At 62.5% G+C, this 26,402-nt stretch carries 22 protein-coding genes; 9 read left to right on the top strand and 13 right to left on the bottom strand.

Annotated elements, in window-relative coordinates; all coding sequences use genetic code 11:
- Positions 1–75: 75 nt before the first annotated feature.
- Complete coding sequence (locus tag JET14_RS10995; RefSeq protein WP_200333518.1) at positions 76–6,564, bottom strand: hypothetical protein; 6,489 nt, start codon at positions 6,562–6,564, stop codon at positions 76–78.
- Positions 6,565–7,094: 530 nt separating this feature from the next.
- On the opposite strand from JET14_RS10995, the gene JET14_RS10990 reads away from it, so the two are divergent.
- The 4 genes from JET14_RS10990 (at position 7,095) to folK (ending at position 9,228) form a co-directional block, all read left to right on the top strand.
- Positions 7,095–7,415: a 2Fe-2S iron-sulfur cluster-binding protein gene (locus tag JET14_RS10990; RefSeq protein WP_061449870.1), complete on the top strand. Its 321-nt coding sequence runs from the start codon at positions 7,095–7,097 to the stop codon at positions 7,413–7,415.
- Between the two features lie 70 nt (positions 7,416–7,485).
- The gene (gene folP / locus JET14_RS10985) at positions 7,486–8,358 is read left to right on the top strand and encodes a dihydropteroate synthase (protein WP_200333516.1); all 873 of its coding nucleotides are present in this window, start codon (positions 7,486–7,488) and stop codon (positions 8,356–8,358) included.
- Complete coding sequence (folB, locus tag JET14_RS10980) at positions 8,355–8,726, top strand: dihydroneopterin aldolase (RefSeq protein ID WP_200333514.1); 372 nt, start codon at positions 8,355–8,357, stop codon at positions 8,724–8,726. Before folP ends, folB begins: the two co-directional genes overlap by 4 nt.
- Positions 8,716–9,228: a 2-amino-4-hydroxy-6-hydroxymethyldihydropteridine diphosphokinase gene (gene folK / locus JET14_RS10975; protein ID WP_200333512.1), complete on the top strand. Its 513-nt coding sequence runs from the start codon at positions 8,716–8,718 to the stop codon at positions 9,226–9,228. The genes folB and folK overlap by 11 nt, the downstream gene beginning before the upstream one ends.
- Before the next feature lie 6 nt (positions 9,229–9,234).
- Here folK and JET14_RS10970 read toward each other — a convergent pair whose 3' ends face one another.
- The 4 genes from JET14_RS10970 to JET14_RS10955 all read right to left on the bottom strand — a co-directional run bounded on the left by JET14_RS10970 (position 9,235) and on the right by JET14_RS10955 (position 13,037).
- A complete protein-coding gene (locus JET14_RS10970) occupies positions 9,235–9,783 on the bottom strand; it encodes a hypothetical protein (protein ID WP_200333510.1) in 549 nt (182 codons plus the stop codon).
- Between the two features lie 113 nt (positions 9,784–9,896).
- Positions 9,897–10,964 carry a YcjF family protein gene (locus tag JET14_RS10965; RefSeq protein WP_200333508.1) on the bottom strand — a complete coding sequence of 356 codons (1,068 nt, stop codon included), beginning with the start codon at positions 10,962–10,964 and terminating at the stop codon, positions 9,897–9,899.
- A complete protein-coding gene (locus tag JET14_RS10960) occupies positions 10,961–12,436 on the bottom strand; it encodes a YcjX family protein (RefSeq protein ID WP_200333506.1) in 1,476 nt (491 codons plus the stop codon). Before JET14_RS10960 ends, JET14_RS10965 begins: the two co-directional genes overlap by 4 nt.
- An 82-nt stretch (positions 12,437–12,518) precedes the next feature.
- Positions 12,519–13,037, bottom strand: coding sequence for a SixA phosphatase family protein (locus tag JET14_RS10955; protein ID WP_200333504.1), 519 nt, complete (start codon positions 13,035–13,037; stop codon positions 12,519–12,521).
- On the opposite strand from JET14_RS10955, the gene JET14_RS10950 reads away from it, so the two are divergent.
- A complete protein-coding gene (locus JET14_RS10950) occupies positions 13,037–13,387 on the top strand; it encodes a hypothetical protein (RefSeq protein ID WP_200333503.1) in 351 nt (116 codons plus the stop codon). The two genes, JET14_RS10955 and JET14_RS10950, sit on opposite strands and share 1 nt — an antisense overlap.
- A 58-nt stretch (positions 13,388–13,445) precedes the next feature.
- Positions 13,446–13,865, top strand: a complete 420-nt coding sequence (gene dksA, locus JET14_RS10945) for an RNA polymerase-binding protein DksA (protein ID WP_200333502.1) — start codon at positions 13,446–13,448, stop codon at positions 13,863–13,865.
- Positions 13,866–13,993: 128 nt separating this feature from the next.
- Here the strand turns inward: dksA and JET14_RS10940 are convergent, their stop codons facing one another.
- Positions 13,994–14,356 (bottom strand): flagellar biosynthetic protein FliO, encoded by a 363-nt coding sequence (locus tag JET14_RS10940; protein WP_246750288.1) that lies wholly within the window; start codon positions 14,354–14,356, stop codon positions 13,994–13,996.
- Between the two features lie 364 nt (positions 14,357–14,720).
- On the opposite strand from JET14_RS10940, the gene cckA reads away from it, so the two are divergent.
- The gene (gene cckA, locus JET14_RS10935; RefSeq protein ID WP_200333496.1) at positions 14,721–17,321 is read left to right on the top strand and encodes a cell cycle histidine kinase CckA; all 2,601 of its coding nucleotides are present in this window, start codon (positions 14,721–14,723) and stop codon (positions 17,319–17,321) included.
- 165 nt (positions 17,322–17,486) lie between these two features.
- On the opposite strand, the gene JET14_RS10930 is transcribed toward cckA, so the two are convergent.
- The 4 genes from JET14_RS10930 to JET14_RS10915 form a co-directional block, all read right to left on the bottom strand.
- The gene (locus JET14_RS10930; RefSeq protein ID WP_200333494.1) at positions 17,487–17,936 is read right to left on the bottom strand and encodes a hypothetical protein; all 450 of its coding nucleotides are present in this window, start codon (positions 17,934–17,936) and stop codon (positions 17,487–17,489) included.
- A 4-nt stretch (positions 17,937–17,940) separates the two neighbouring features.
- Positions 17,941–19,890, bottom strand: a complete 1,950-nt coding sequence (locus JET14_RS10925; protein WP_200333492.1) for a UvrD-helicase domain-containing protein — start codon at positions 19,888–19,890, stop codon at positions 17,941–17,943.
- Positions 19,891–19,940: 50 nt separating this feature from the next.
- Entirely contained in the window at positions 19,941–20,489 is a 549-nt protein-coding gene (locus JET14_RS10920; protein ID WP_200333489.1) for a hypothetical protein, read from the bottom strand.
- Between the two features lie 290 nt (positions 20,490–20,779).
- Positions 20,780–22,768: a bifunctional 2',3'-cyclic-nucleotide 2'-phosphodiesterase/3'-nucleotidase gene (locus JET14_RS10915; RefSeq protein ID WP_200333487.1), complete on the bottom strand. Its 1,989-nt coding sequence runs from the start codon at positions 22,766–22,768 to the stop codon at positions 20,780–20,782.
- A 177-nt stretch (positions 22,769–22,945) separates the two neighbouring features.
- On the opposite strand from JET14_RS10915, the gene JET14_RS10910 reads away from it, so the two are divergent.
- On the top strand, positions 22,946–23,536 hold the full coding sequence (locus tag JET14_RS10910; protein ID WP_200333485.1) for a GNAT family N-acetyltransferase: 591 nt from the start codon (positions 22,946–22,948) through the stop codon (positions 23,534–23,536).
- Here JET14_RS10910 and JET14_RS10905 read toward each other — a convergent pair.
- A complete protein-coding gene (locus tag JET14_RS10905) occupies positions 23,514–24,002 on the bottom strand; it encodes an Lrp/AsnC family transcriptional regulator (protein WP_200333483.1) in 489 nt (162 codons plus the stop codon). The genes JET14_RS10910 and JET14_RS10905 overlap by 23 nt on opposite strands.
- Before the next feature lie 250 nt (positions 24,003–24,252).
- Between JET14_RS10905 and JET14_RS10900 the strand changes: the two genes are divergently transcribed.
- A complete protein-coding gene (locus JET14_RS10900; RefSeq protein WP_246750287.1) occupies positions 24,253–24,903 on the top strand; it encodes a PadR family transcriptional regulator in 651 nt (216 codons plus the stop codon).
- A gap of 54 nt (positions 24,904–24,957) precedes the next feature.
- On the opposite strand, the gene JET14_RS10895 is transcribed toward JET14_RS10900, so the two are convergent.
- Both JET14_RS10895 and sseA read right to left on the bottom strand, forming a co-directional pair.
- A complete protein-coding gene (locus JET14_RS10895; protein ID WP_200333481.1) occupies positions 24,958–25,524 on the bottom strand; it encodes a GNAT family N-acetyltransferase in 567 nt (188 codons plus the stop codon).
- 3 nt (positions 25,525–25,527) lie between these two features.
- Entirely contained in the window at positions 25,528–26,379 is an 852-nt protein-coding gene (gene sseA, locus JET14_RS10890) for a 3-mercaptopyruvate sulfurtransferase (RefSeq protein WP_200333479.1), read from the bottom strand.
- Positions 26,380–26,402 lie beyond the last annotated feature (23 nt).

Here is a 26,402-nt window from a genome sequence, read left to right as displayed (position 1 = left end):
CAAGCTTTGTCGAAAAATAAGGGGCGGTCCCGTCGGAACCGCCCCTTTCTGATTGGGATGCGCTTGACGCTTGCCCTACTTCAGCCGACCCGCCGCATGGGCAAGCATGGTGTAGACCTTGCCGGTGTCCGACGTCAGGTAGGACTGGACGGCGCCGCGGTCGCGGTTCTTGCGCATCACGTCCGAAAGCAGCTTCTCGAAATCGGCGATATAGCGGTCAACGGCCGTCTTGAATTCGCGGTCGCCCTCATATTTCGCCTTGATCTCGTCAAAGGTGCGCTGGCCCTTGAGCGTGTAGAGCCTGCGTGTGAAGACGTCCCTTTCACCCTGCTGGTAGCGGCCCCAGAGTTCGACCGAGGCATCGTGGTCGATGGCGCGGGCGATATCGACGGACAGTGAGTTCAGCGAATCGACAACCTGGTTGGGCTTGCGCTCGCTGGCCGTTGACTGCGCGGGGCGCGCCTGCTGGCTGTCGCGCTGGCCGGCTTCCTCGCGGGCGGCTGCCCTCAGAAGATCGCTGATCCAGCCTTCTCCGCCCGGCGCATTGCCGGCGGTACGTGTCACCGCCTGCTGTCGCGGCGCGTGCCCAGGCTGCTGTTTCGGCATTACCGCCGAAAGGCTGGGCGCGCTCAGCGAACCGGCGGGCGGGCTGGCGAAGGGCCGCCGGGCGACGGGCTCTTCCGTCTTCTGCTGCGGGCGCGGCGCTTCGGGCGCGGAAACCTGCGAGCGCGATGTCGCGATCATTGACGAGATATCCTCAAGGGCGCGGATCTGGTCCTCCACGGCCTTGCGCATGGCCTTGGCGCTCTCGCGCGCCTCTTCGGGCATGTCGTGAATGCCGCGCTTGACCGCCTCGCGGGTGTTGTCGAGTTCGGCGCGGATCTCGGCGGATATCCGCTCGATTTCCTGCGTGGCGCCGGAGAACCGGCGGGCGGCGTCGTCCACCGAGCCGCGCATGGTTTCGGCAACCCGCTGCGACATGCTCTCGGCATCCTGCCCCGTCTTTTCCATCGTGGCGGCCACGGCTGCGGCGACACCCTTCAGTCCCTTCTCGATCTCCTGCGAACGCTCGGCGAGGCCCTGTGAAAGGAGGCCAAGCGCCTCCTGGCGTTCGGAAAGCGTGCTGGCGAGGTTCGACTGCGCGCTCTCGATCAGGTTCGAGGCGCGGTCGAGCACGCCGGCATGGCTTTCGATCTGCGCGACCAGGCTCTGCACTGTTTCAAGAGCGCCGGCGGCGCTGCCGTCGAGCGCGTCGACCTTGGCGCCAAGCAGGCTGCTGGACTGCTCGAGCGAGGCGGACGAACGTTCCGCGGTCTCGTTGATGCGGTTGGCGGTCGAAGCCAGTTGCTCGTCGGCGGAAGAGAGGCGGGCGGCGGCTTCATCCACCAGACCGGCGAGCATCTGGTGGCTCTGGGAGAGGTGGCTGACGAGCGCCTCGACATTGCCGGCAAGCGCGTTCCCGTCGGCGCGCAGTTGGCGGCTGCCTTCCTGCGAAGCCTGGTGGATCCGCTCGGCGGCGAGACGGCCGGTCTCGCCATAGCTCTCGATCAACGGGCGGGCCTTCTCCTCGATCAGGCTGCTGAGCGTGCTCGTGTGCCCGGAAAGCATCGAATTCATGTCGCGGGCGCGTTCGTCGAGCGCATTGCCGACGGCATCGCCGCGCGCAGCCAGCACGCGATCGACCGTGCCGAGCGTTTCCTCCAGCGCCTTCATCTGGGCGCCGAGGTTATCGCGCAGCGCCTGCGCCCGTTCGGTCATCGATTTCTCGGATGCCTCGAGTTGACCGGACAGCATGTCGGCCGTGCCGGCAATGCCGCTGTTCAGCCGTTCGCCGCGTTCGGCCAGCAATTGCTCGGCCTCGCCCATCGTCCGGCGGATCGTCTCGATCTGGTTGTCGATCCGGCTGCTGGTGGCAGACAGGATCTCGGAAATCCGCGTGCTGTTTTCCGACGCATGCTCGCCGGCAAGGGCTGCCTGACTGGCGAGTTCCGCCTGCATCTGACGGGCGCGGTCGAAGATTTCGTGGGCCGAGCCTTCCATGCTCTGCCGCGCGGAGGCGACGGCGCCGGAAACCTGTTCGGTGAAGCTCTGGCCGGCCTGTTCCAGCTTGAGGCGGGCGTCCTCGGCGCTGCGCTCCATATCGGCGGAGGTTTCGGAAACCGTGTCGCGGATGCGTCCGGCAAGCTCGCCGGAGCGGCGGTCCATTGTGTCGCTGATCCTGACGAGGCCCTGGTCGAGGGCGCTTTCAAGGCCGGAGAAGCGGCTCTCGATGTTTGCCTGGCCGTGCTCGAGCGTCGAAGCAATTGCGCTGCGGCGGGCGTCGAGGGTCTCGCCCAGCCGCTCGACGGCGGCGCCGCTCGCGGTCTCAATCATGCGCGCCTTTTCGTCCAGCGTGCCGCCGAGACGTTCGTCGAGCTGGGCGCCGGTCAGCATGAAGGCGTTTTCGTGGGTCAGCAATGTCTCGTTCAGGCTGTTGGCGACGGTTTCGCCCGCCTGTTCAAGCCGCGTTGCGTTCTCGGCAAGCGTATCGCTGATGCGGGTATGCGCGGCATCGGCGGAAGCGGTGAGCCGGTCTGCAGCTTCCCGCGAGGCGCGTTCGAAGCCGGAGTTCTGCTCCCCAAAGGTCGCCTCCAGCCGGTTGCGGGTGGTCTCGCCGGTCTCGGCCAGCCGTTCGACATGGCCGGAGAGCGAGGCGGTGAGGCGGCTCTCCACCGCGCTGCCGGTATTCTCAATGGCGCTTGCATGGTCGTTCAGCGCCCTGTCGAGCCGGCGTCCGGCCTCGTCAACGAGGCCTTCGATGCGGATGGCGCCGGCCTCCACGCTCTGGCCGTGCTTGTCGAGACTTTCCCCTAGCGCGCCGAAGGAGGATTCGACCCGGCCTGTCATGGTCTCGGCCGAGCGGGTGATCAGGCCTGCCGCGGTTGAGACCTTCTCGGCAATCGCGCCGGCGGAACCGCGCAGCCTGTCCTCAAGCGCCATGCCGGCCTTGTCGATGGTTTCGCGAAGCGCGGTCTCGCGGCCCTCCAGCGACATTTCGAGCAGGCTGGAGGAGGCGGCAATCGTGGCGGAAATGCTGGTCGTGCTGTCGGCGAGCGTCTCGGAAATGTCCGTGCTCGCCCGCTCGAGCGCTTTTTCGAGCGCGCCCGTTCCCGAACGAAGGCTGTCTTCGAGCCGCGTCTGGCCGTCTTCATAGGCGCTGCGAATGCCGGTTTCGCGCTCGGCGAAGGTTTTCGTGATGCGGTCGTCGATCTCGGAAATCCGGCCGTCGAACGCCCTGGCCTGGGTGTCGACCGTTTCCTGAAGGCTGGTTGCGACATCGCGATAGACGCCCGTCAGGCGCGTCTGGCCTTCTAAGAGCGTTTCGGCGAGACGCGTGGTCGAGGAATCGATTGTCTGGCTAAGGCTTTCCTCGCTGGTAGACAGCGTCGCAGCCAGCATCATGGCATGGTCGGAAAGGCGCTCGTCCAGGCGTTCGCCGGCGCCGGAGAGGGCGGCCGTGATGCTCTCCTCGCGGCGGCTCAGACCGGCCTCGAGCCTGTCGGCGGCGCCGCCGATCGTGGTCTCGAAGCGCTCGCCGGTATTGTCGAGTGTTTCCGCGATCCGCTGGCGGCTCTTCTCGCTCGTGTCGCTCATGCGGCGCTCATGCGCGTCGAAGGTTTCCTCAAGGGCTGCCTGCGCGGAAGAGAGCCTGAGGGAAAGCAGATCGGATTTCTCGGAAATCTGCGCCTCGATCCGTTCGGTCGCGCCGGAAAGGGCGGCGGTGATGCCGGCCTCGCCGCTGCCGAGGCGCTCGGTGAACTGTCCCAGCTGGCGGTCGATGTGACCTGTCGCTTCGCCAAGCGCGCGATCGAGCCGACCCTGGCCACCTTCGAGCGTTTCCCCGAGCCTTGCGGTCCTGGCGTCGATCGTCTGGGCGAAAGTCTCCTCAGCCGCCGAAAGCGTGGTGGCGAGCATGATGGACTGCTCGCTCATCTGCTCCCCGAGCTGTGCCGTGGCCGCGGAAAGCGTCGCGCCGATGCCGGTCGCGCCGTCATTGATCTGGGCGTTGAACCGCTCAAGCTCAGCTTCGAGACGTTCGGACGCGCCGGAAAGGGAGCCGTCGATGCGGCCATGGCCTTCGTTCAGCGTTTCCTGAAGCCTTTCGGAATGCGCGCTCAACGTCTGGCCGAAGGTCTCCTCGGCTGTCGAGAGCGTGTTGGCGAGCATGATCGCCTGATCGTTCATCTGTTCGTTGAGGCGCTCCGTCGCCGAGGACATCGCCGAGGCGATCCCCGTCTCGCCCGCGCTGACCGTGGCGTTGAAATTCGCAAGCTGCGACTGAAGCCGTTCGGAAGCGCCGGAGAGCGAGCCGTCGAGCCGCTCCTGGCCCTCGCGCAGGGCTATCTGCAGCCTTTCCGTATGCGCGCCGAGGCTTTCGCCGAAGGTATCCTCGCTGATCGACAGCGTCGTGGCCAGACCGGCCGCATGGTCGTTCATGCGCTCCTGCAGGCGTTCCGAGGCATTGTCCAGAACGGCGGCAATCCCGTTTTCGCCGTTGCCGATGCGCTCGTTGAACCGGGCAAGCTGGTCGTCGATTCGGTCCGATGCCCCCGTCAGCGTGCCGCTCAGGCGCTCGTTGCCCTCGCGCATCCGCTCCTCGATACGGGCGGTATGGCCTTCGAGCGACATCGCAAACGCTTCCTCGCTGGTCGAAAGCGTGGTGGCGAGCATGATCGCCTGGTCGTTCAGGCGCTCGCCGAGCCTTTCGCCGGCATCGTCGAGCGTTGCGCTGATATTGGCCTCGCCGCCGGTGATCTGCTGGCTGAAGCGGGTGAGCTTTTCTTCCAGCCGTTGCGAAGCGTCGGAGAAGACCTGCTCGAGTCTGCCGTGATCGGCTCCGATGGTTTCGCTGATCTCCTTGACGTTGGTCTTGAGCGTCTGGTCGAGCATTTCGGTGCTGGTCGACAGCGTCGTCGCCAGCGACAGCGTGTGATCGGTCATCTGCTCCTGAAGCCTGTCGGAGGCATGGGACAGCATCGTATCGATGCTCGAGCGGCCTTCGGAGACGATCTGGTTGAAACGTCCGAGCGTCGTGTCGATCCGGCCTTCCATGGCGCCGCCGCTTTCCTCGAAAGCGCTGGTGAAGGCATCGAGCCGGCTGTCGAGATCGGTCCCGAGGCGGGAGATCGTGGCCTCGAGGCGCTGGTCGACATACTGCGCGCGTTCCTCGACCTGACGGGCGATCTCGGCATCGGTCTCGCTGATCTGCCGGTTGAAACGGGCCTGGCTTTCGGTGAGCGTCGTCGACAGGCCGCCGACAACCCGCTCCAGCGCGGCGTTCATCGCGGTCTCGCTCTCTTCGGCAACGGCGCGCAGGGTCTGCGTGCGTTCGCCGAGAAGCGTTTCCAGCTGACCGCCGCGTTCGGAAAGCGCGGAAGTCAACTGTTCGGTCTCCGCGTTGAGCGCGGTGGCGCTTGCGGTGAAATCGCCGATCAGGGTACGGCCGCGTTCGTCGAAGCGCTGCGAAAGATCGGTGAAGCGTTGGTCAAACAGATCGGAAAGCGCGCCATAGTTTCGATCGAACTCGCTCCTGAGCGCGCTCGAGCGGTCCTCAAGCAGGTCGCCGATCGAGGCGACGGCGCGGGCGGTATTCTCGTTGATCACGGCGGCCCGGGTCTCGAGCATTTCGGCAACCCCGTCGCCGGCCGTGCTCACCTTGCGGGTGAGGTCATCCATGACCGTGCCGATCTGGTCCTTGAGCTGATCGTTGGTGCCGAGGATCGAGGTCCTGAGGCGGGCGGCGTGGCTGACCACGGCTTCGCGCTCGGCCGTCAGTTCCTGCACCAGGTTGCGGATGCGCATTTCGTTGTCGGCATAGCTGCGCTCCAGCGCATTGACCTCGGAATGAACGAGGTTCTCAAGTTCCGAAGCGCGGGCGATGGTGCGCTCGATGCCTTCGTTCATGGCATAGACTTCGCGGCGAACGGCCTGGCTGACGCTGCGCACCTGCTGGGCAGCGTTCTCGTCCGGATCGGAGAGGCGCAGCGCCACCTCGGCCATCGAGCGGGCGGCCTCCTGCATGTCGCGCGCGCGCGCCAGCATGATGTTGAAGGCGTAAAAGACGAAGATCGGTGCGACAGTCAGCGCCGCGGCGAGGCCGATGCCGTCAATGCTCAGAATGTCGGCGAAGGAGGAGGCGTTGAAGATGCGGCTGCCGAAGGCCACCAGCGTTCCCGTGACGCCAAGCGCCAGCCAGCCGGCTGACATGATCGTGGACGTGCGCAGGGCCCTGATGGTGGAGCGGCGTTCGAAGGCCTTGAGCACGCGCTGCGTCGACAGCATGCCCGGATCATTGGCGGGACGGAAGGCGGGCGATTTTGGCCGGGGGGCGTTGGCGCGCTCTTCCTCGGCGCGCGCGCTCTTGGCGGCCCGGCTCCCGAAAACGCTTTCCTTGCGCGGTGGCGCTTCCTGTTCGCGCGGCGTTTCGCCGTCGGCGTTCTGTTCGGACGGATCGGATGACAGGGCATCCTCCAGCGCGTGAAGTGCCTGATCGTCGAGCGAAGTGCCGCCTGATTGTTTCGCCATGGATACGCCTCGTGACACGCGGGCCGTTCCGGACGTCCGTCTTGAGTCGACGGGTCCGAAAAGCCCTGAAACTTCAAAACCGGTTCAGTCTGGCCCGAACTGGGCAGATGGCCGGCACACAGGTTCGAAACAGTCTTCATTTGCCTTGTCGCTGCGGCCCCCGCTTGAGGCGACGGGCGGTGGAAGACAGGCAAATGTCTTCTATTTCAAGGGATTACCCCCGTTTTCAATCGCATATTCACAAAAGCCGCACAACATCATCCGGCGTACCGGATCCGGCCGCAACGCGTTCCGGTGCTGAAATGCGGCCGGAAGGAGCTGCAAAAAGCGATCAAATTCCGTCATTTAGCAAATATTAACCATAATGCGCCTTTTCTGAGGCTTTCCACATATTGAACTTTTCTTTCCAGGGCGCCTTTTGCGATCCGGATCGTCACGTCGGACGCAAATATTGACTGTTCGCGCGGAATGAGGGAAGAACCGATCAATCCTCGATGCCGCCCGGCGCTTTGAACATTAAGGTCCATGACATGCTTAAACTGAAAATCATCGGCAATGATGACACCGTTTACGATCTCGAGGTGGAGGAAGGCTCGACGGTGATGGAAAACGCGGTGCGCAACGGCGTGCCGGGCATCGTGGCGGAATGCGGCGGCGCCTGCGCCTGCGCGACGTGCCACGTCTATGTCGATGAGGAATGGTTCGAAAAGGTCGGCGAGCCCGAGCCGATGGAAGAGGACATGCTGGATTTCGCGGTCGACCTTCGCGCCAATTCCCGGTTGTCCTGTCAGATCAACATGCGTCCGGAGTTTGATGGACTGACGGTGCGCGTGCCCGACGAACAGGGCTGATACGGGTGGCCGGGTGGCCGCTCGCGCCGCCGAAAAGACCAATCCGTCAGCACGCAAAGAGGGTAGGGCCATGATGCAAGCTCCGACGCCCTGTTTCAGGCCGCGCACGCTGTCCTGCGCTAAGGGCCGTACGCTTGCGCTTGGACCCGTCGGCGTGCTGATGGCGATCGTCAACGTGACGCCGGATTCCTTCTCCGACGGCGGACAGTTTGTCGATACAGAGGCTGCCGTCGATCATGCGCTGCAGGCTGTCGAGGAGGGAGCGGCCATCCTTGATATCGGCGGAGAATCGACCAGGCCGGGCGCGGCTCCGATATCAGCCGAGGAAGAGCAGGCGCGGGTTCTTCCCGTGGTAGAGGCGCTGGCGGAAAAGACCGGAGCGCTGATTTCCGTTGACACCTATCGCGCCGAGACCGCGCGGCTTGCGGTTTCATCCGGCGCCCATATCATCAACGACGTGAGCGGCGGCACGGCCGAGCCGAAAATCTTGCGGATCGCGGCGGAGACCGGGGCAGGTTACTGTCTGATGCATACGAGCCGGAACCGCGAAACGCTTGCCAACCCTGTCGCCGACCAGCTCTTTTTCCTCGACAAGGCGCTCGCAGCGGCGCGCGCAGCGGGCATTGACGACAGCCAGCTGGTCATCGATCCGGGATTCGGTTTCGGCAAGGATGTCGAGGACAACCTGGCGATCATGGCGCATCTCGACGCGCTTCATGCGCTCGACCTGCCGCTCCTGATCGGCACATCGCGCAAGCGCTTCGTTGCCGCAATCGGCGGCGCCGACGACAACCTGACCCGCGATTTCGCAACCGCATCGACCACCGCGATCACCCGCCTTGCCGGCGGCGCGATCTTTCGTGTCCACAATGTCGGCGCCAACCGCGCGGCGCTCGCATTCGCCGATGCCATGATTGCGCGACACACCGGAGACCCATCATGAACGGCCGCTATGTGATCACCCTGAAAAACTGCGCCTTCTTTTCCACCCACGGGGTGATGGAGGAGGAGGAGCGGCTCGGCCAGCGCTTCTATGTCGATATCATCATGCATATCGAGGACGAGGCGGCGGTGTTGCATGACGATTTCTCCGAGGCCGTCGATTACGGCGAGGTCTACCGCATCACCAAGGACGTTGTCACCGGCCGCCGCTTCAAGCTGATCGAGGCGCTGGCGCATGCGATCGCCGTTTCGGTTTCGCGCCACTACGATGCGATCAGGCGGATCGAAGTGACGGTGCGCAAGCCCGCCGCCCCCGTTCCCGGCCTTCTCGACCATGCCGAGGCCAAGGTCGCCTACGATGTCGAATGAGACGATCCGCGCCGCGCTCGGCCTCGGCGGCAATCTGGGGGAACCGGCCGAAGCCATGGCCCGGGCGCTGGCTCTTCTCGACGCAGACCCTCAGACCCGGGTCATCGCGGTCTCGCGCCTTTATCGCACGCCGCCCTGGGGGCCGGTCGAACAGCCGCCATTCATCAATTGCTGTGCCCTGATCGAGACGCAACGGGCGCCCGAAGAATTGATGCGCTTCTGCCTCGATATCGAGAAACGGTTGAAACGGGTGCGCGACAGGCGCTGGGGACCGCGCCTCATCGATATCGACATCCTGACCTTCGGCGACATCAGACAGGAAAGCGATCTTCTCACCGTCCCGCACCCGCGCATGACCGAGCGCGGCTTCGTGCTCGTGCCGCTTTCCGAGATCGCTCCGGACCTCGTCGTGGCGGGCCGCACGGTCGTCGAATGGCGTGATGAGGCGGAAAGGGGCGGCATCGATCCCGTCAGCGACGATGGGGACTGGTGGAAAAGCTAGGCCGTATCAGTCGATCGATCCGACCGAAAGCGGGTCCGTCTGGCGCTTCAGCGAGAGCCCGATGACCGGGACGTAGCGGGTGCCGCCCTTGATCAGGAGGGTGATGTTGAGGTCTTCCGGGCCTTTCAGGCTGGTGACCAGCGCGCCCTCGACATCCTCGCGTCTGAGTTCGATCACCGCCTTGCCGTCTTCGACCGAGCCGCCGGTCACCTCCAGGCCGTCGCCGTCCTCGCCGTCGAGAAAGCGACCGCGGTAACCGTCTTCCTCGCGAATGAACACGGCGGTCATCGGGTGGGAAAACAGGCCCGCGCGACATTTGCCGTCGAGCTTGAACCCGTCCTTCTCCCCCTCGATGGGAAGCCCGTCGAGTTCGCAGCGGAAGCGGGTGCCCTTCATCTTACCCTCGACGATCTTGCCGGGGCCCGACCATTTGCCCGCCACCTTGCGGAAGAAGGCGCTGTCGGCGCTTTCCGCGGCGGCGTTTGCGGGCAGGGCCGCGACGAAGGCTACGGCGATCATCGCGGAACTGAACAGGGGTGCTGGCCGTCGTTTCATCTTGGCGTTTCCGGGCAACTGCGCGTGGCAGGTCTGGTTTCGGTTGAGCGGCAAGAATGAAGAGGAAACGTTAAGCTTTGGTTTGTCTGCGCGCATCGCGGGTGGATGGGCGGTCAGGGAGTTGAGAGATCGCGCTTCTCGCCCGGGCCGAGATCGTTGATGAAATCGCCGATTCCCGGCCGCTTGAGGGCGGTGAACGGCATCGGGCGGCAGAGATCCATGGCGGCGATGCCGATGCGCGCCGTCATCAGCCCGTTGATCATGCCTTCGCCAAACCGGGCCGAAAGCCTGGAGGCGAGCCCGTGGCCGAGCACTTGCTGCACGAGGCTGTCGCCGACGGCGATCGAACCGGTGACGGCAAGATGTGCGAGCACGTCGCGGATCAGCCGGAAGAGACCGATCGAACCCGGTCGCCCGCCGTATAGCTCGGCCATGTTGCGGATCAGGCGGATCGATTCGTAGAAGACATAGAGGATATCGACCGCCGCGCGCGGACTGATGGCGGTGACCACGGAGACGCGTTTGGAGGCGTTGAGGATCAGCGCGCGCGCCTTGATATCGAGCGGCGCCATCATTTCGCGCTCGGCAAATTCCACCAATTGCGGGGCATCGATGATCGACTCCTCGAGTTCGCCGAGGCGCTTGCGTCCGCGGGCGGTTTCGGCCTTGCCGGCGACAAGCGATGCCAGCTCGCCCACGGCCTTGCGGGCGGCCTCCGCGTCGCGGCCGGCGTGGGCCTCGGCGATACGCAGCTTGATGGTCTGGATCGCGCCGAGCCTCAGGATCGCAATCGCCTCCCGCGTCGCGACCACGATCGCGGCCAGGACGCCGACGATGACCGCGCCGAGCGCAAGCCAGCCGAGCCATGGGGCGCGAGCGAACAGGCTGCGCACCAGATCGTCGATCCAGAGCCCGATTGCCAGCGACAGGACGATGGCGAAGGCGGCGGCAGCCAGTTTCGAGAAGGAGAAGCCGCGCTTCTTCATGGTCGCGACCGGCGGCTCGTCTTCTTCGGCGGCGATGGTTTCCGCTTCCCGCAGGAAGGGGTCCTCCTCATCCGGCGTCATCCTGACGTCCGGATCGTCAAAATGACGCGGCTTTCGCCTTTGGACGCTCTCTGCTTCGCGCTTTTCTTCCTCGATGTCGAAGGCGCCGGGTTTGCGCGGATCATTGGGTGTCATGCCAGCCGGTCTCCCAGAAGGAACTGCAGGGCGCGGTCGAGGCGGATATGCGGGATCGAAAGCCGCCCCTCCTGGCCCTCGATGTCGATCTCCGGCGGACGGAATCGCACGGCATTGATATCCGCCAGATTGTCCGGCGCCTTGCCGCCGCGCCGCAACAGCCGGAAAAAGGCATCCGGATTGGCCGGAAGGTCACCGGGAAAGATCGCCGTTTTCCGTTTTCCGTCAAAGGTTTCCGAGCCGATCTTCTCACCTTCCATCGGCGTCCCGACGATCACCGGCAACAGGCTTTCGCCGCTTTCGACCGTTGCCTCGCGGGTGGCCCGGACGGAGGCGAGCGCCATCACCTCGATGCCGGCGCCCGAGGCGCCGATCGTCTTTGCCGCATCGTCGACGAGGCGACGCGTCAGCTTTTCAAGCCGGTCATGGCTTTCGTGATGCAGGTGATCGGCCTTGGTCGCGGCGATCAGAACCCGGTCGATGCGCCGCCGCACCAGCGACGAGAGCCAGCTATTGCGGCCCGGCCGGAAACAGGCGAGGACCTCGCAGAGCGCGCGTTCCAGGTCGGCGACCGCTTCAGGGCCGCGACTCAGCGCCTGAAGCGTGTCGACCAGAACGATCTGACGGTCGAGACGGGCGAAGTGATTGCGGAAGAAGGGCTTGACGACCACGGACTTGTAGGCCTCGTAACGGCGCTCCATCAGGGCGGCGAGCGAGCCGCGTTTCGGCGTGCCCTCGCCAAGACCGGCAAGCGGCGCGAAGGTCAGCGCCGGCGACCCCTCAAGGTCTCCCGGCATCAGGAACCGGCCGGGTGGCAGCGTGGAAAGAGAGTGCTCGTCGGCCCGGCAGGCCGTCAGATAGGTCGTGAAGGTCTCATGCAGGGCCCTGACCGTCTTTTCGTCTGCCGGCGCGTCATAGTCGAGACCGTTGCAGGTCTCCAGCCAGCCTCGGGCAAGCGCCGCGCGTGCGCCGCTTTGCGCGCGCGCCTCGGTTTCAGCCGAGAAAGTACGAAAATCCTGGCCGAGAAGCGGCAGGTCGAGCAGCCATTCGCCCGGATAGTCGACAATGTCGATTGCGATTCTGCCGCGCGAGAACATCCGGTTCCAGCGGCTGGCGCTTTCAAATTCGATGGTCAGCCGCAATTCGGAGATCGCACGGGTTGATTCCGGCCAGATCCTGTCATCCACCAGCCGGTCGATATGGCTCTCATAGTCGAAGCGCGGAATCTGGTCGTCCGGCTGCTCGTCGAGGCTGACATTTGAAAGCCGGCCCGAACGCATGGCCTCGAACATCGGCAGCCGTCCGCGATGGAGAAGATTGTGGACGAGCGAGGCGATGAACACGGTCTTGCCCGCGCGCGAAAGCCCGGTGACGCCCAGGCGCAGCGTCGGCTGGATGAGATCGGATGCGCGATCGGAAATCGTGTCGAGCGTTATGCGGGCATTGTCGCCAAGCGACGTGTGGATCGGCATGAAGATCGGCTTCCTTTTCCGGTTCTGACCGCAATATAGGCAGGGCCGGGCCGGGTTGAAAGGCAGGATGCCGCCGGCTGGTTCACGGCGCCAGGAAAGCCGTGACCTTCCATTCGGGCGCTCCGTCGCCGGCCTGTTGCTGCGCGCCGGCATGGTCGAGCACGGCGATGCCGGCGGTGGGAAAGCCATAGGGGCAGGTGGCGTTGAAGGCCTCGTAGCCCACGAGCATCAGGAGCGTTTCCTCGATCCCGGGATTGTGGCCGCAGATCAGCACGGACTGGCGGTCGGCGTGGTCGGAAATCGCCTCGATATAGGTGACCGGCGCGGCCTGATAGAAATCGTCGATGAACCGGCAGGAGGGAATGCGATCAAGCGCGCGATAGGCCGCATCGGCGGTCTGGCGGCAGCGCATCGCGGAGGACGAAAGGATGACCTCCGGCACATAACCCGCAGCCTTCATCCGGCGGGCGATTTCGGCGGCATCATCGACGCCGCGCTTTGACAGCGGGCGCTCGAAGTCGCGCATGGTCGGTTCCGGCCAGACGGCCTGCGCGTGCCGGAAAAGATAGATCCGTTCAGGGTGAGGGCTGATCGTCGACATTGCTCATCTCGAAGCGGCATGAAGCGGTTTCGGCGGTGCGGAATCCGCCGTTTCCGGCGGATCAGCGGGTTCGAACATGTCCTTATCACGAAATTTCGGCAAGCCCGCCTGCTTTTTTTATTGCCGGACGCAGCCCATTCCGCAACGGCGCGGCACGTCGCCCGGCCACAATCCGGGCAAGGCAGGCGCCGGAGAACACACGAATCGACCGTGTGCCGCATAAAACCGGGCGTTGCCGGCCTTCGATGAATGTTTTATGGCAGTTGCCCTCTTTTCGCGCAGAAAAACCGGAAAACAGGCCTATTTTTTCAACATTTATTGGGCTGCTCAAATTTACAGCAGAGACTTGAATTATCAGGTTTGTTTGGGATATACAGCGCCCGTGGGGTGTTGTTCAGGAGAATGGCTTTGAACAAGAACATTGATCTTAGTAGCTATGTTCTCTCCGATAACGAAGAGTTCATGAATCCCAACCAGCGGGCCTATTTTCGGGCGAAACTGATCGCCTGGAAAAATGACATTTTGCGGGAAGCCCGCGAAACGCTCGATAACCTGGCCGCCGAAAGCGCCAATCATCCGGACCTCGCAGACCGGGCCTCTTCCGAAACCGACCGATCCATCGAATTGCGGGCGAGAGACCGTCAGCGCAAGCTGATTTCCAAGATCGATGCGGCATTGCGGCGGATCGACGACGGGACCTACGGCTATTGCGAGGAGACCGGCGAGCCGATTGGCCTGAAGCGGTTGGATGCGCGGCCGATCGCGACCTTGTCGATCGAGGCGCAGGAACGCCACGAGCGACGCGAGAAAGTCTACCGCGACGAATAGCAGAACACACCAAAAGGCCGCGCCCGATCAGGACGCGGCCTTTTGGTTTGATATTGCGGCTGTCGCAGCGATGCCCATTGCGATCGGGGTCTCCCGCGATCGCCTGCGGTGTTCGTCCTGTTGGCGAATCACTCGGCTTCTGGCTGCGCCTTGGCCGGAGCCTGCTGCTCGCTCTTTGCCGGCGGCTGAGCCGTTTCGGGTCTGTGGCGCGTGCCGATGGGGGCCGGGATCCGGGTTTCGAGCAGGATGTCGTTCGGTCCGCCGATCATCACCAGATGCTCGACATTGTCGCGCCGCACAAGCACGACGCGCCTGCGCGCGTCGACGGCAGCAGCGTCGACGACATAGAGCCGCGGCCTTCTGTTCTTTCCGCCCTTGATGAAGGGGGATGGCGGCCTGTGGCGCAGCAGGAACCAGATCGCCAGAACGGCCAGCACGATGACGCCCAGCGACAGAAGCGGGAAATCGAAAATGGCGTTGCTGAAGGTCATGTTTCCCATCATATGTCTTTCGCTCGGCAGTCTTCTTCAAGGAGCCGGAATCAATTGTGGCCGGTTTCGTATTTCGCGCCAGGGTTTCAAGCGCGTTGTGACCGGAATATCAACTTTTTGGCGGGCGCCTTCAAGGCAGAACTGCAGGGCATCGCCGTCCTCTGTAGAGATTCGCCCGTCCAATACCCAATTTTAAGCATTTCAGCCTATCTTGACGCGTCAGAATGACTAAAGCTTGCCCCTCGCGGGCGGCCTGGCGCATGCCGGGCGGAGGGGCGTCGGTCGCCTTTTCCGCAGAAGAAGAGATGCAGAGAATATGCGCTTCCGTGACTTACCGCCGGAAAGCGCAGATGATGAGGTTGCAATGGATCGACAGAGCGAAAAGGCTGCCAAGCCCGTCATCAGGCGAGGGCCCGGCTCCGGCGTTGTCGCCAAGCTTGCGCTGGTTCTGCTCATTCTGGCGGTGATCGTCACCATCGGCTATCAGTATCGCGGCTATCTGCCGGAGGATATCCTGCTCGCGATCCTCGGGCTTTTCGCGGTTCTCGGCGTGTTTTTCGGCCTTGCCGTGCTGACCGGCCTGGCCCAGCTCTTTCCCGGCGCCCGGCAGAACAGCTTTGCCGGTCCGTTTCTGGATCAGTTCCCCCAGGCCGTTGTCATTACCGACCACCGTGACCGCATGGTCTACGCCAATGCGGCCTATGGCCGGCTGACAGGCGCGACGGATGGCGGCCTGCCGCCCAGTCTAGAGGCCCTGCTGTCGGAGGAGCCGGAGAGCTCCGAAGTGCTCTACAGGCTGACGCAGTCTGTGCGCGGCGGCGACGACGACCAGGAGGAGTTCCGCCTGGCGCACCCGCTTTCGGGCAAGGGGGAGGCGCGCTGGTACCGCCTCGGCGCCCGTTTCTTTCCGGTGACCGACAGCCGCGCCCACACCCGCAATTTCAACATCTGGCAGATCTCCGACATTACCGAGGAGAGGCAGGAACAGGAGCGCTATTTCAAGGAGTTGCAGAAGGTAATTGATTATCTGGATCATGCGCCGGTCGGCTTTCTGACCTCAGATGGCGAAGGCAAGATCCGCTATCTGAACGCCACGCTCGCCGGCTGGCTCGGCATCGACCTGGCGGGTTTCGTCGCCGGGACGGTGCGTCTTGCCGATGTGATCGGCGGCGAGGGCATGACCCTTCTCGACACGCTTGAGGCCGAGCCGGGGCAGCGGTTGAGCGAGACGGTCGAGGCCTCGCTGCGTCTGCCGTCCGGGCGTCACATGCCGGTGACCTTGCTGCATGACATGACCGGAGGCCGCGACGGCCACCCGGCCGAAAGCCGCACCGTGGTGCTGAAGCGCGAGGAAGGCAGGGACGCCGAGACGGGCCTTGCCGGACAGGGCCGCTTCTTCGACGACACGCCGATGGCGATTGCCACGCTTGATCGCGACGGTCGCCTGTTGACCACCAATGCGCGTTTCCTGGCCATGTTCAGCGACCTCCTGAAGCGCGAGGAAGTGGGCCGGGGCGCGGGAATCGGCGGGCTGATCGAGGAGGGCGACCGGCAGAAGGCGCGTGACGCGCTGGCGGCTGCCGCCGACGGGCAGGGCGAGATCGCCCCCTTCGAGGTGCGCCATGCGCGCGATGACGCCCGCCATTTCCGGGTTTTCGTCCATGCCGCGCGCGATTGCGGGCCGGATGCCGTGGCGCTCGTCTATGTCATCGAGATCAGCGAGCAGAAGGCGCTCGAGGCGCAGATGGCGCGCACGCAGAAGCTCAATGCCGTCGCCACTCTTGCCGGCGGCATCGCCCATGACTTCAACAATGTGCTGACGGCCATTCTCCTGTCGGCCGATCATCTTCTGCTGCAGTCGCGCGCCTCCGACCCGGAATTCGCCGATCTGGTCGAGATCAAGCGCAATGCCAACCGCGCCTCGGGCCTGGTGCGGCAGTTGCTGGCCTTCTCGCGCCAGCAGACCATGCGGCCGGAAGTGGTCGATCTCAACGACGTCATCGGCGACAACCGGATGATGATCGAGCGGCTGACCGGCGGATCTGATATCCGGCTGACGACCGATTTTGCCCGCGATCTCTGGCCGGTGCGCACCGATCCGGGCCAGTTCGGCCAGGTGATCACCAATCTCTGCGTCAATGCGCGCGACGCCATGCCGGACGGCGGCACGCTGACGATCAGCACCCGCAATATCGCAGCCGGCGAGGTCGTGAGCCTTGGCCTGCGCGAGGTGCCGGAACGCGATTACGTGGAAATCGAAGTCGCCGACACCGGCACGGGCATTCCGCCGGAAGTGCTGGACAAGATCTTCGAGCCCTTCTTCACCACCAAGGATGTGGGCAAGGGCACCGGGCTCGGCCTTGCCATGGTCTATGGCATCGTCACCCAGTCGGGCGGGTTCCTCAACGCCGTCTCCGAGGTCGGCAAGGGCACCCGCTTCATCATCCTCCTGCCGCGCCATGTGCGCGTCGGAACAGAGGAAACGGTCGAAGCGCCGAAAGACCACAAGGGCCAGCCGATCGCCTCGGCCTTCTCCGAGGGCAATGAGAGCGACAACGAAGCCCCGCGCGAGGAGGATATGGACCTCACCGGCCAGTCGGCCGTGGTGCTCTTGGTGGAAGACGAGGACGCCGTGCGCCGCTCGGGCAAGCGCATGCTGGAAATGCGCGGCTTCACCGTGCACGAGGCCGATACCGGCGTGCATGCGCTGAAGATCCTGGAAAAGCTCGAAGGCGCGGTCGACATCGTCGTCTCCGACGTGGTCATGCCGGAAATGGACGGCCCGACGCTGCTGCGCGAGGCGCGCAAGGAATATCCGGAACTGAAATTCATCTTCGTCTCCGGCTATGCCGACGACGCCTTTGCGAAAAACCTGCCGGATGACGCCAAGTTCGGGTTTCTCCCGAAGCCGTATAATCTGAAGCAGTTGGTGGCGGCCGTGTGGGAGATGCTGCGGGAGGGGTGAGGTTTTTTTGGGGGGGCTTCCAGCCACGAGGGCGGCTGAAGCCTTGTCGTAGAGAGGCGAATATTTGCGACTGCTTTGTGCCCTCATTTCGGACGTTCCAGCAGACTTTTCTCTCGGCGAAATGCGGACGTCGTGGGTGAATTACACAGTAGATCGACGCAGCGACTAATCTCCCTTGCGTCTTAGTCTAAGCAAGAATGCTGTCGCAGTAGCGGTCATGCTGCTGGCGATCTGCCAAGCGTTGAAAAGCTCGACATGCATCGCCTCAAGGTCAGACATCATACCATCACGCCCTGCGTCGGTCTGGATTTTGAAGTTGTGGGATTCATAGAAGCGATGAAACAACCTGTTCCGCGTGTGCAGCGCGGACGCGAAGCGGTCAGCCAATCCATCGTCAAGCACTACGCATTTTTCCAAGCTGCGAAGCAGGTGGCCTAGCGTGCTCCGGTCGATGTCGCGAAGAAGCTTTCGCGCCTTATCGGGGTCAGCTTTAAAACTCCAGTCTTGTTCGATCGCGCGGGCGCAGAGAAGCAGAGAGCCTAGTTCAACCTCGAATAGCTGTGCGGCTTCCGCCGTTATGCCGAACTTTGCGTAGAGTTCATCACGTGTCGCCAATGTCCTAGCCTGCGATTGGCTGCGGCGCTGCCGGACCTAACTCGGCGATAAATTGGCTCGCGTGAAGAGACGCGATGCCATACTGCGTCTGCGCAGGCGTGATGCCTGCCCCAAGGGCAGATGCCACCGGCATTGTCTGTGAGTAGCTCAGAATCAGCGTGCCCGGCTTGCCAGCATTTGGCGCTGCTTTTACCCGCGTGATGCCAACATAGAACAGCCGCCGTTGCTCTTCCATTGCTAGGACTTGCTGGGCAGCGGGAAGTGCGTTGTCGGGCTGCTTTGGGAGTAAGCCTTGAATGCAGCCCGCGATGATCGTGACAGGCGCGCTAAGCCCTTTGCTCTTGTGAAGGCTCATGATCCGCACGTCTTGGATTTCCGAAGGGATGTCGGGCTGGTTTATCGCTTCTTGAAGCCGTGCCAGGAACTCGCCATTGATTTCCTCACCTTCAGCGCCTTCTTCCATATCCATTTCGGCAAGAATGTCGATCGACAGTTGCCGGATGTCACGTGTTGTGGTTTGCCCATCCGGGAATAGCTCATCGACGATAGAAGCTAAGTCCGGAAGCGCCTCCAACGCCGTCAGTTCCATTACGAGGTCATTGAAAGCGACGACGATGCCGCCAGTATGAGGCAAAGAAAGGTTTCCCGCTGCGATCTGCTCTAGCACATACCACGGCGTCAGACCGGAAGCCTCGCAATGGTCGCGCACACGACGGTAGCCTGCCGCGTGCCAATTATTGCCATCAATTCCGACCAGCCATCGCAGGGCGACACGGTCGTCTCTGTCGATAAGCAGTTTCAGCTTCGCGAACGCGCGGCGAGCTTCTAATGCGTCAAGTTCCGCTTCCGCATAGTAAGACCGCACTGGGATCTGTAGGGCGACAAGCGCCTCATAGATCGGCGTTCCGATCACGCCACGCTGCGCAAGCACCAGTATGTCGCCGGGTGGCGTACCGTTCGTAACCATCCCCGCGATGATGTTCGCAACGCCGTTCACCTCATTTGCGAGCGACTGGTATTGAATAATCCGGACATCGCCCGGCCCATTGGCGGGCAGCGAGACCAGCGCTCGAGGGACTGGTCTGATTTGGTTGTGGCCGATTAGGTTGTTGGCCATCTCTACGACGCAAGTCGGGCAACGGCGACAATCATCTAGCCCAAGATCATCCGCGTCGGAATTTGCAACGAGCCATTCGCGAATACCGTCTGGATGAGCATGCTTGAAGCTGTAGATCGACTGGTCATCGTCGCCGACAATGCAGACGTGAGCCTCATCAGAAAGAAGCTCGATGACCGATTGTTCCGCACGGTTGAGGTCCTGATACTCATCAACTAATATGTGCTGGAACTCCGTGCGCTCCTGCGCTGCCGGGTTGTTTCGGAGGTACTGATATAACTGAGGGATCACCTCGCCGATTAGCATAGCGCGATGAAAGTGGAGCCAATTTAGTAGGTCCTGTTGAAATGCCGCGTCTGCAGGATCGAGGACATATCCCGGCTGCTCATGTTGTAGTCGAGCCCAAGCCGCCTCATACGCTTGCTTGAACTTCTTTACCGTCTTTTTTCCTCCATGTGCGCCCATCAAGTCGCAAATGAGCGGTTCCAGTTCAAAGTCGTTGAGTGGCCGTGGCACTCTGCCAGTTGCGCCTAGCACGTGATTTCGCATCAGCATCCGCATGGCAAGACTATGGAGTGTAACGCCCGTCAATCTGTCGCTACCTACCACGTCCATACTGATTAACTCACGATGGAGGTCTTCTGCGGCGACACGAGTAAACGTAACCGGCAGGATTGACGCTGGCGGGATTCCTTGTTCCAAGAGCCGTGCCACCCGACGTTTCATCGCGAACGATTTACCCGTGCCGGGACCTGCCACAACGCGCACACGGAGATTATTTGACGCTGCAATTTGATAGGCAGGACTTCCTAGTGCTAACCCCTCAGACCAAGCCATTTCACCCCCCCCAAAAAAAAAGATTCTTGTGCACACATTGACTGCAACGGTTAGTCGGTCAAAGGCCCCACGCCATGTGTAGCATAAAACTGCGCGAGATACTTTTTGAACTTTTCACCGGCCATTCCAAGCTTCTCACGGATTGGTGCCAATTCAGCGTAAAGATCACGATCGATCGCTTCAAATATATCACCGTCATTGTGAAGTTCCGCTATCATCTTGTCGCGGCCGGCGCGATTGCTGAACTCGACTGCCCTTTCCCTAAAGTAGTGATGGCCCAGAAAATCCCTGCGCTTCTTAGCGTCCCTAAGCCTTTCTTTTAGGATATCACTGAGCTCGGGCAATGCCGAAACGCGCTTGATGAGATTGCCTAATGTCTGTGCGTGTTGGTTCTGCATAAACCGATCGAATTCAGCTTCGTACTGTGTCCGATCAAAGGATTTTCCCCGATCAGCCGAATATTGATCGTGGACGCGGCACAGGAAATTAATCTGCATGAGAGCAATCGCTAGTCCCGTTTCTAACACGCCCGCTTCGTAATATTCCCGACCGAAATAGGCGAATACTTCTTTGACATGCTCCCCTTCGTCATACGCCATATCCTTCCGATCCTTGTATTGACGCAACTCAATGAATAGCAGTTTTTCTACTATAGACGCTTCGAGTCCGCCAGTCCGCAACCGGCCCCAACTTGGTCGTGCATAGAATCTGCCGCAAAAGATCGCTGCCCGCCCTTCGTACGTCTTTCTGCCAGACGAGAACGGTGACTCCTCTTTGCGCCTTCCGTGTAACAAGACCGACGATGACACCGAGTCGGAATCGGGAGACAAAACAAAGGCCAGCCCTCAGGCCGGCCTCTGCTATTCCGCTTTGCCAAAAAATCAAACGATCACAGAACCACCCGATAAAGCGCAAAGCCGTTCTCGCCGTCGCCGGCGGTTTCGATTTTGGCGCCCTTCACGTCGTCGATATAGGCCTTGGCGCGCGGGCCGGTTTCGAAGGTGGCGGTGGTGCCGGGCATGGGGGCGAAGGTCCAGTTGAAGTCGGCGGACGGATTGATCGTGCCCTGATCGACGATGTAGCGGACGATGACGTCGCGGTTGGTGTCCGGGCCGACGAAGACGATGACGTCGCCATTGATGTCCGGGAAATTGCCGCCGCCGCCGGCGCGGTAATTATTGGTGGCGACGATGAATTTCTGCTCCGGATCGATCGGCTTGCCGTCAAAGGAAAGGTCGATGATGCGGTGGCTGTCGGGATTGGCGAGGCTGCCGTCCTTGGCGTAGCGCGCCGGCTTCGCGATGTCGATCTTGTAGGAAACGCCATCGATGATGTCGAAATTGTAGGACGGGAAATCCGGGTTCAGCAGGGCGGCATCCGTGGCGCCCGGTTCCACCTGGTTGAACATGCCCGCCGACATTTCCAGCCACTCGCGCACCTGCGCGCCATTGATCAGCACGGCGCGGGTGGTGTTCGGGTAGAGGTAGAGGTCGGCGACGTTCTTGATGGCGATGTCGCCCGCCGGCACTTCCGTATAATAGTCCGGACCGCCGCGACCGCCGGCCTTGAAGGGCGCTGCCGCGGACAGGACGGGGAAGTCCTTGTATTCGCTGTCCTTCAGCATCTCCTTCGTATACCACGTCTGCGCCCTGGAGACGATCTGGACGGAGGGATCATCGGCAACGAGCGCGAAATAGGACTGCAGCGGCGCCGAGGTCTTGCCGACGGGCGTGCGGACATATTCGAGCGTCGCCTCGTGATCGGCCTTGGCGGCGGCGACGACGGCGGTGTCGGAGGCGACATCGGCGACGACCTTGCGGTCCTCGGTGCGGTGATAGATCGGCCGCGCCTCGGTGGTGAAGTCGACGATCTTCCAGCTATTGCCGTCCTTTTCCAGAAGCAGGTCGATCAGGCCCATATGCGAACCCCAGAAGCCGGCCATGGCGGCGGGCTTGCCCTGCAGCGTGCCCTTTTGAGGGTCGACGCCGGCAATGCCCTGAAAATCGGTCGGGCCGGGGAAGACCAGATGCTGGTGGCCGGTGAAGACCGCATCGATACCGTCAACGCCGGCAAGATAGAGCGAGGCGTTTTCCATCAGTTCGGAAGGGCCGGTTCCGTCGATGCCGGAATGGGAAAGCGCGATGACGATATCCGCTCCCTCTTCCTTCATCACCGGTATCCAGGCTTGGGCCGCTTCGACGATGTCGCGGGTATTGGCCTTGCCGGAAAGGTTCTTCTCGTCCCAAACCATGATCTGCGGCGGCACGAAGCCGATGAAGCCGATTTTCACCGGGCTTGTGTTGCCGGCGCCGTCGGTGATCATCTTCTCCTTGATCAGAAAGGGCTTGAACATCAGGTCGTCATTGCGCGGGTCGCTGGCAAGCTGCCCCTTGGTCAGATTGGCGCAGACGAAGGGGAAGTTCGCGCCGCCGACGACCTTGAACATGAAGTCGAGGCCGTAGTTGAACTCGTGATTGCCGAGCGTGCCGACATCATAGCCAAGCACGTTCATCGCCTTGATCACCGGATGGACGTCGCCCTCGTTCATGCCCCGCTCATAGGCGATATAGTCGCCCATCGGGTTGCCCTGGAGGAAGTCGCCATTGTCGATCAGCATGGAATTGGCCGATTCGGCGCGGATCGCATCGATGATCGAGGCGGTGCGCGCCAGTCCCATCGTGTCGTTGGGCCTGTCGGCATAGTAGTCGTAGGGAAACACGTTGACGTGGATGTCCGTGGTTTCCATCAGCCGAAGATGCGCCTGGTTTTCTGCCGCATTGGCGGCGAAAGGGTGGAGCGCGATCAGCGCGGAGGCGGCCGTCATGCCCTTCAGAAGGGCGCGGCGCGAGATCGATGGCAAGAGAAGGGTCGTGGACATGAGAGCTCCGGGGTTCATCGCTTGCGCGGAAATTTATGGAACGCCATCATCGCTTCGCACCGTCATGTGACAGGCGGTTGACATCCGGCGGGATTAAGCACCAACCTTGGGTCGATTTTGAAACGATCATGGTACGCTATGTGGAGGGCGTGCCGGCCGTCAATACGGGAGGGAAGTTTGGTAACCAGTTTCACGATCCGAAATGCGGCCCGCGAGGATGTGCCGGACATGGTGCGGCTGATCAATATCGCCGGTCATCGCCTGCCGCTGTGGTGCTGGGGCCAGCTTGAGGGCGGGCGGGACGATCCGTGGCAGGTCGGCCGCACGCTTGCCGCGCGGGATGAAGGGGCGATTTCCTGGACCAATGGCACGGTCGCCACGCTCGGTTCGGACGTCGCCGCGCTGATGCTTGCCTACCCGCTCGAGGGCCAGGCGCCGGGCTATGGCTGCGAGATCGATCATCCCGTGGTGACGCCGCTCCGCGATCTGAAACGTCAGGCCGAGGGCACCTTCCACATTCATGTTCTGGCGGCCTATGCGGAATATCGGGGGCGCGGACTCGGCTCCTTTCTCCTCGACAAGGCGGATCGTATCTCTGGAGACAGCGATATCAGCCTGATCGTCTCGGATGCCAACGCGCCTGCCAGGCGGTTCTATGAACGCCTCGGTTTTGAGGAAAGGGCGCGGCAGGCCCTGGTGACGGCGCCCGACTGGCATGCCGACGGTGACGACTGGCTGCTGATGATCAAGAAGCCGTTGGCGCGGTGAACGCCTCGTCGACATCGACGTTGAGACGTTCGATGATGGGACGGAGCGCGAATGAGGAATTGATCTGCACCACATGGGGCAGCGCCGAGAGCCAGTCGCGGTGGATGCGCTCGTAATCCTTCAGGTCCTTTGCCGCCACGCGCAGGATATAGTCGTACTGGCCCGAGACCATGTAGCAGACAATGATGTTCGGGCAGCGCCTGACGGCCTCCTCGAATTCGGCAAGCGTGCGGGCGAACTGGCCGGAAAGCGAGATATGGACCAGCGCCGTCATCTTGTATCCAAGCGCATCGGGGGAGATCCTGGCGGTATAGCCCGCGATCACGCCGCTTTTTTCCAGAAGATCAAGCCGCCGCGAACAGGCCGAGGGCGACAGGCCCACGGTCTCGGCCAGCTCGGCATTGGTGATGCGGCCATTGTTCTGAAGCGTCTTCAGGATCGCACGATCGATATCATCCAGGTCCAATTTTCGAACTCCCTGCGAATTTTGTTGTTCTTGTTCGAATAATAGTCTGATTTGGCGGTGAGACAAGCCGTTATCCGCAAGGAAATCCTACTCAGGCCGGATTGCCCGGAACCTGCGGCCGGCAGGCTTTCCGCTGGTGGTCTTGATCTGATCGGCTAAAAATATGTTTTCGATATAACGAAATTCTTGCGGTTTTGCGACTCCGATCTATATTTAGATATATCGAAATAATATCGGAAAGGGTTCCCTCATGCATTCTCATTTTCATCAGCACGGCCACGCCATGCGCTTTGCCATGGGGCGCGGGCCCGACCACGGAGCGGGACGCGGGGGCCGCGGCGGCGGTCACGGTTTCGGCGGGGAGGATGGCGGCGGCCGGATCGGCCGATTTCTCGGCCAGGGTCGCATCCGCTTTCTCGTGCTGCAGCTGATCGCCGACGAACCGCGTCACGGCTACGATATCATCAAGGCGATCGAGGAACTGAGCGGGGGCTTCTATTCGCCGAGCCCCGGCGTGATCTATCCGACGCTCTCCTTTCTCGAGGACGGCGGCTATGTCGCGGTCTCGGCCGACGGCAACAAGAAGTCCTATGCGATCACGGAAGCAGGCCGGGCCTATCTCGAAGCTGAAGCGCCGGAAGCCGAAATGGCGGTGAAGGCGCTGAAGGCGGTCGCTGAACGCCTTGGCGCACGCGAGCGCAAACGCGAGCGCGCCCGCGGCGGCGACAACCTGCCGCGCAGCGTCGAGGCGGCCTTCCTGAACCTGCGCGAGGTGATTGACCGGCGCCTTGAACGCGATGCCGGCGCCGCGAGCGCGATTGTCGCGGAACTTCTGGCGATGGCCGAGCGTATCGAGGACGCCGGCACGGCGATGCCATCGGACGAAACGCCCGACGCGTAAAAACAATATCCACCCGCTGCGGTCTCACTCTCGCGGCGGGTGGCTTGTATTGGTTCAGAGCTTCCTGGCGAAGGCGAGCAGTTCGGCATCCGAAAGCGGGGTGATCTCGCTTTCGTACGTGGCGACCGGGGAGAAGCCGAACTGCTGGTAAAGCTGCAGGGCGCGCGGATGGTCGAGGCTGTTGGTTGCGGTGATGATCTTTTCCGGCTTGTCGGCCCACATCGCCTTCAGCCCTTGCAGCAGGAACCACTTGCCGACGCCGAGGCCGAGCGCGCGCTCGAACAGGCCGAAATGAACGAGTTCCGTAACCCCGTCATCCTGCTGCTGATATTCGTAGAAACCGGCAGGCGCGCCCTCGAGATAGAAGACCGTGATCGTGGTGCGCTGATTGTGGATGTTGGCCGAAAGCTCGTCGTCGTCCATCCGCACCCGGTCCACCCATTCCCAGCGCGTGCCGACCTGGCGATACAGGAAGCGGTAGAAGGGAAGCGGAATTTCCGGCACACGCATCAGCGCGATATGCAGGTTGGAGGGCGCGATCATATGCGTTTTCGGCGGGGCCGTCATCTCCAGCTCCGTGACATGGATCCGGATCGGCTTCTGCGCCTTGCTCTTGCTCATGCCTTATGCCTTTCCGGTAACAATGGCGGTGTCGTCGCGACCACCCCATTCCGACCAGGAGCCGTCATAGAGACTGTTGTCCTCGTGGCCGAGGCTTTCAAGCGCCAGCGTGATGATCGCCGCCGTCACGCCGGAGCCGCAACTGGTCACCACCGGGCGATCAAGATCGATCCCGGCATCATCGAAAAGCGCCTTCAACTCGTCATTGGCGAGAAACCGGCCGTCCTTCGAAAAGGCGGCGGCGGGCAGGTTTTTCGCGCCGGGCATATGGCCCGCGCGCATGCCCGGCCGGGGTTCGGGGTCTTCGGCGGCAAACCGGCCGGGGCCGCGCGCATCGGCGATCTGGCGGCTGCCGGAAGCGACGATATCGCGCATTGCGGAAAACGACGTGATCCTTTCGGCGGCAAGGCGCGGCGTGAAGGTCGCTGGCTGCGGCTCCGGCAGTCCGGTTTCGACCGGGTGACCTTTCGCCTTCCAGCCATCAAAGCCGCCGTTCAGCACATAGACGTCGCTTGCGCCCATGACCCGCAGCAGCCACCACAGGCGCGGCGCGGAGAAGAAGCCGGGCCCGTCATAGACGACGACGGTATGGCGTTCGCTGATGCCGCGCTTTCCCATTTCGGCGGCGAAGAATTCCGGCGCGGGCAGGGAGTGCGGCAGGCCCGTCGTGGTGTCAGCGATTTCGTCGTGATCGAAGAAGACGGCGCCGGGAATATGACCCTCGGCGTATTCGGCCTTGCCGTCGCGGTTGTGGGCGGGCAGATACCAGGAGGCGTCGATGACGGAAAATCCGGGCCTGTTCAGGCGCTCGGTCACCCAATCCGGCGAAACGACAAACCGGCTTTCAGCACTCATTCGATCATACTCCTTGAAACAAT

Source organism: Martelella lutilitoris (assembly GCF_016598595.1).
Lineage (GTDB): Bacteria > Pseudomonadota > Alphaproteobacteria > Rhizobiales > Rhizobiaceae > Martelella > Martelella lutilitoris_A.
Note: the sequence above shows the minus strand (reverse complement) of the source record. Positions and strands in the feature narration are given on the sequence as shown.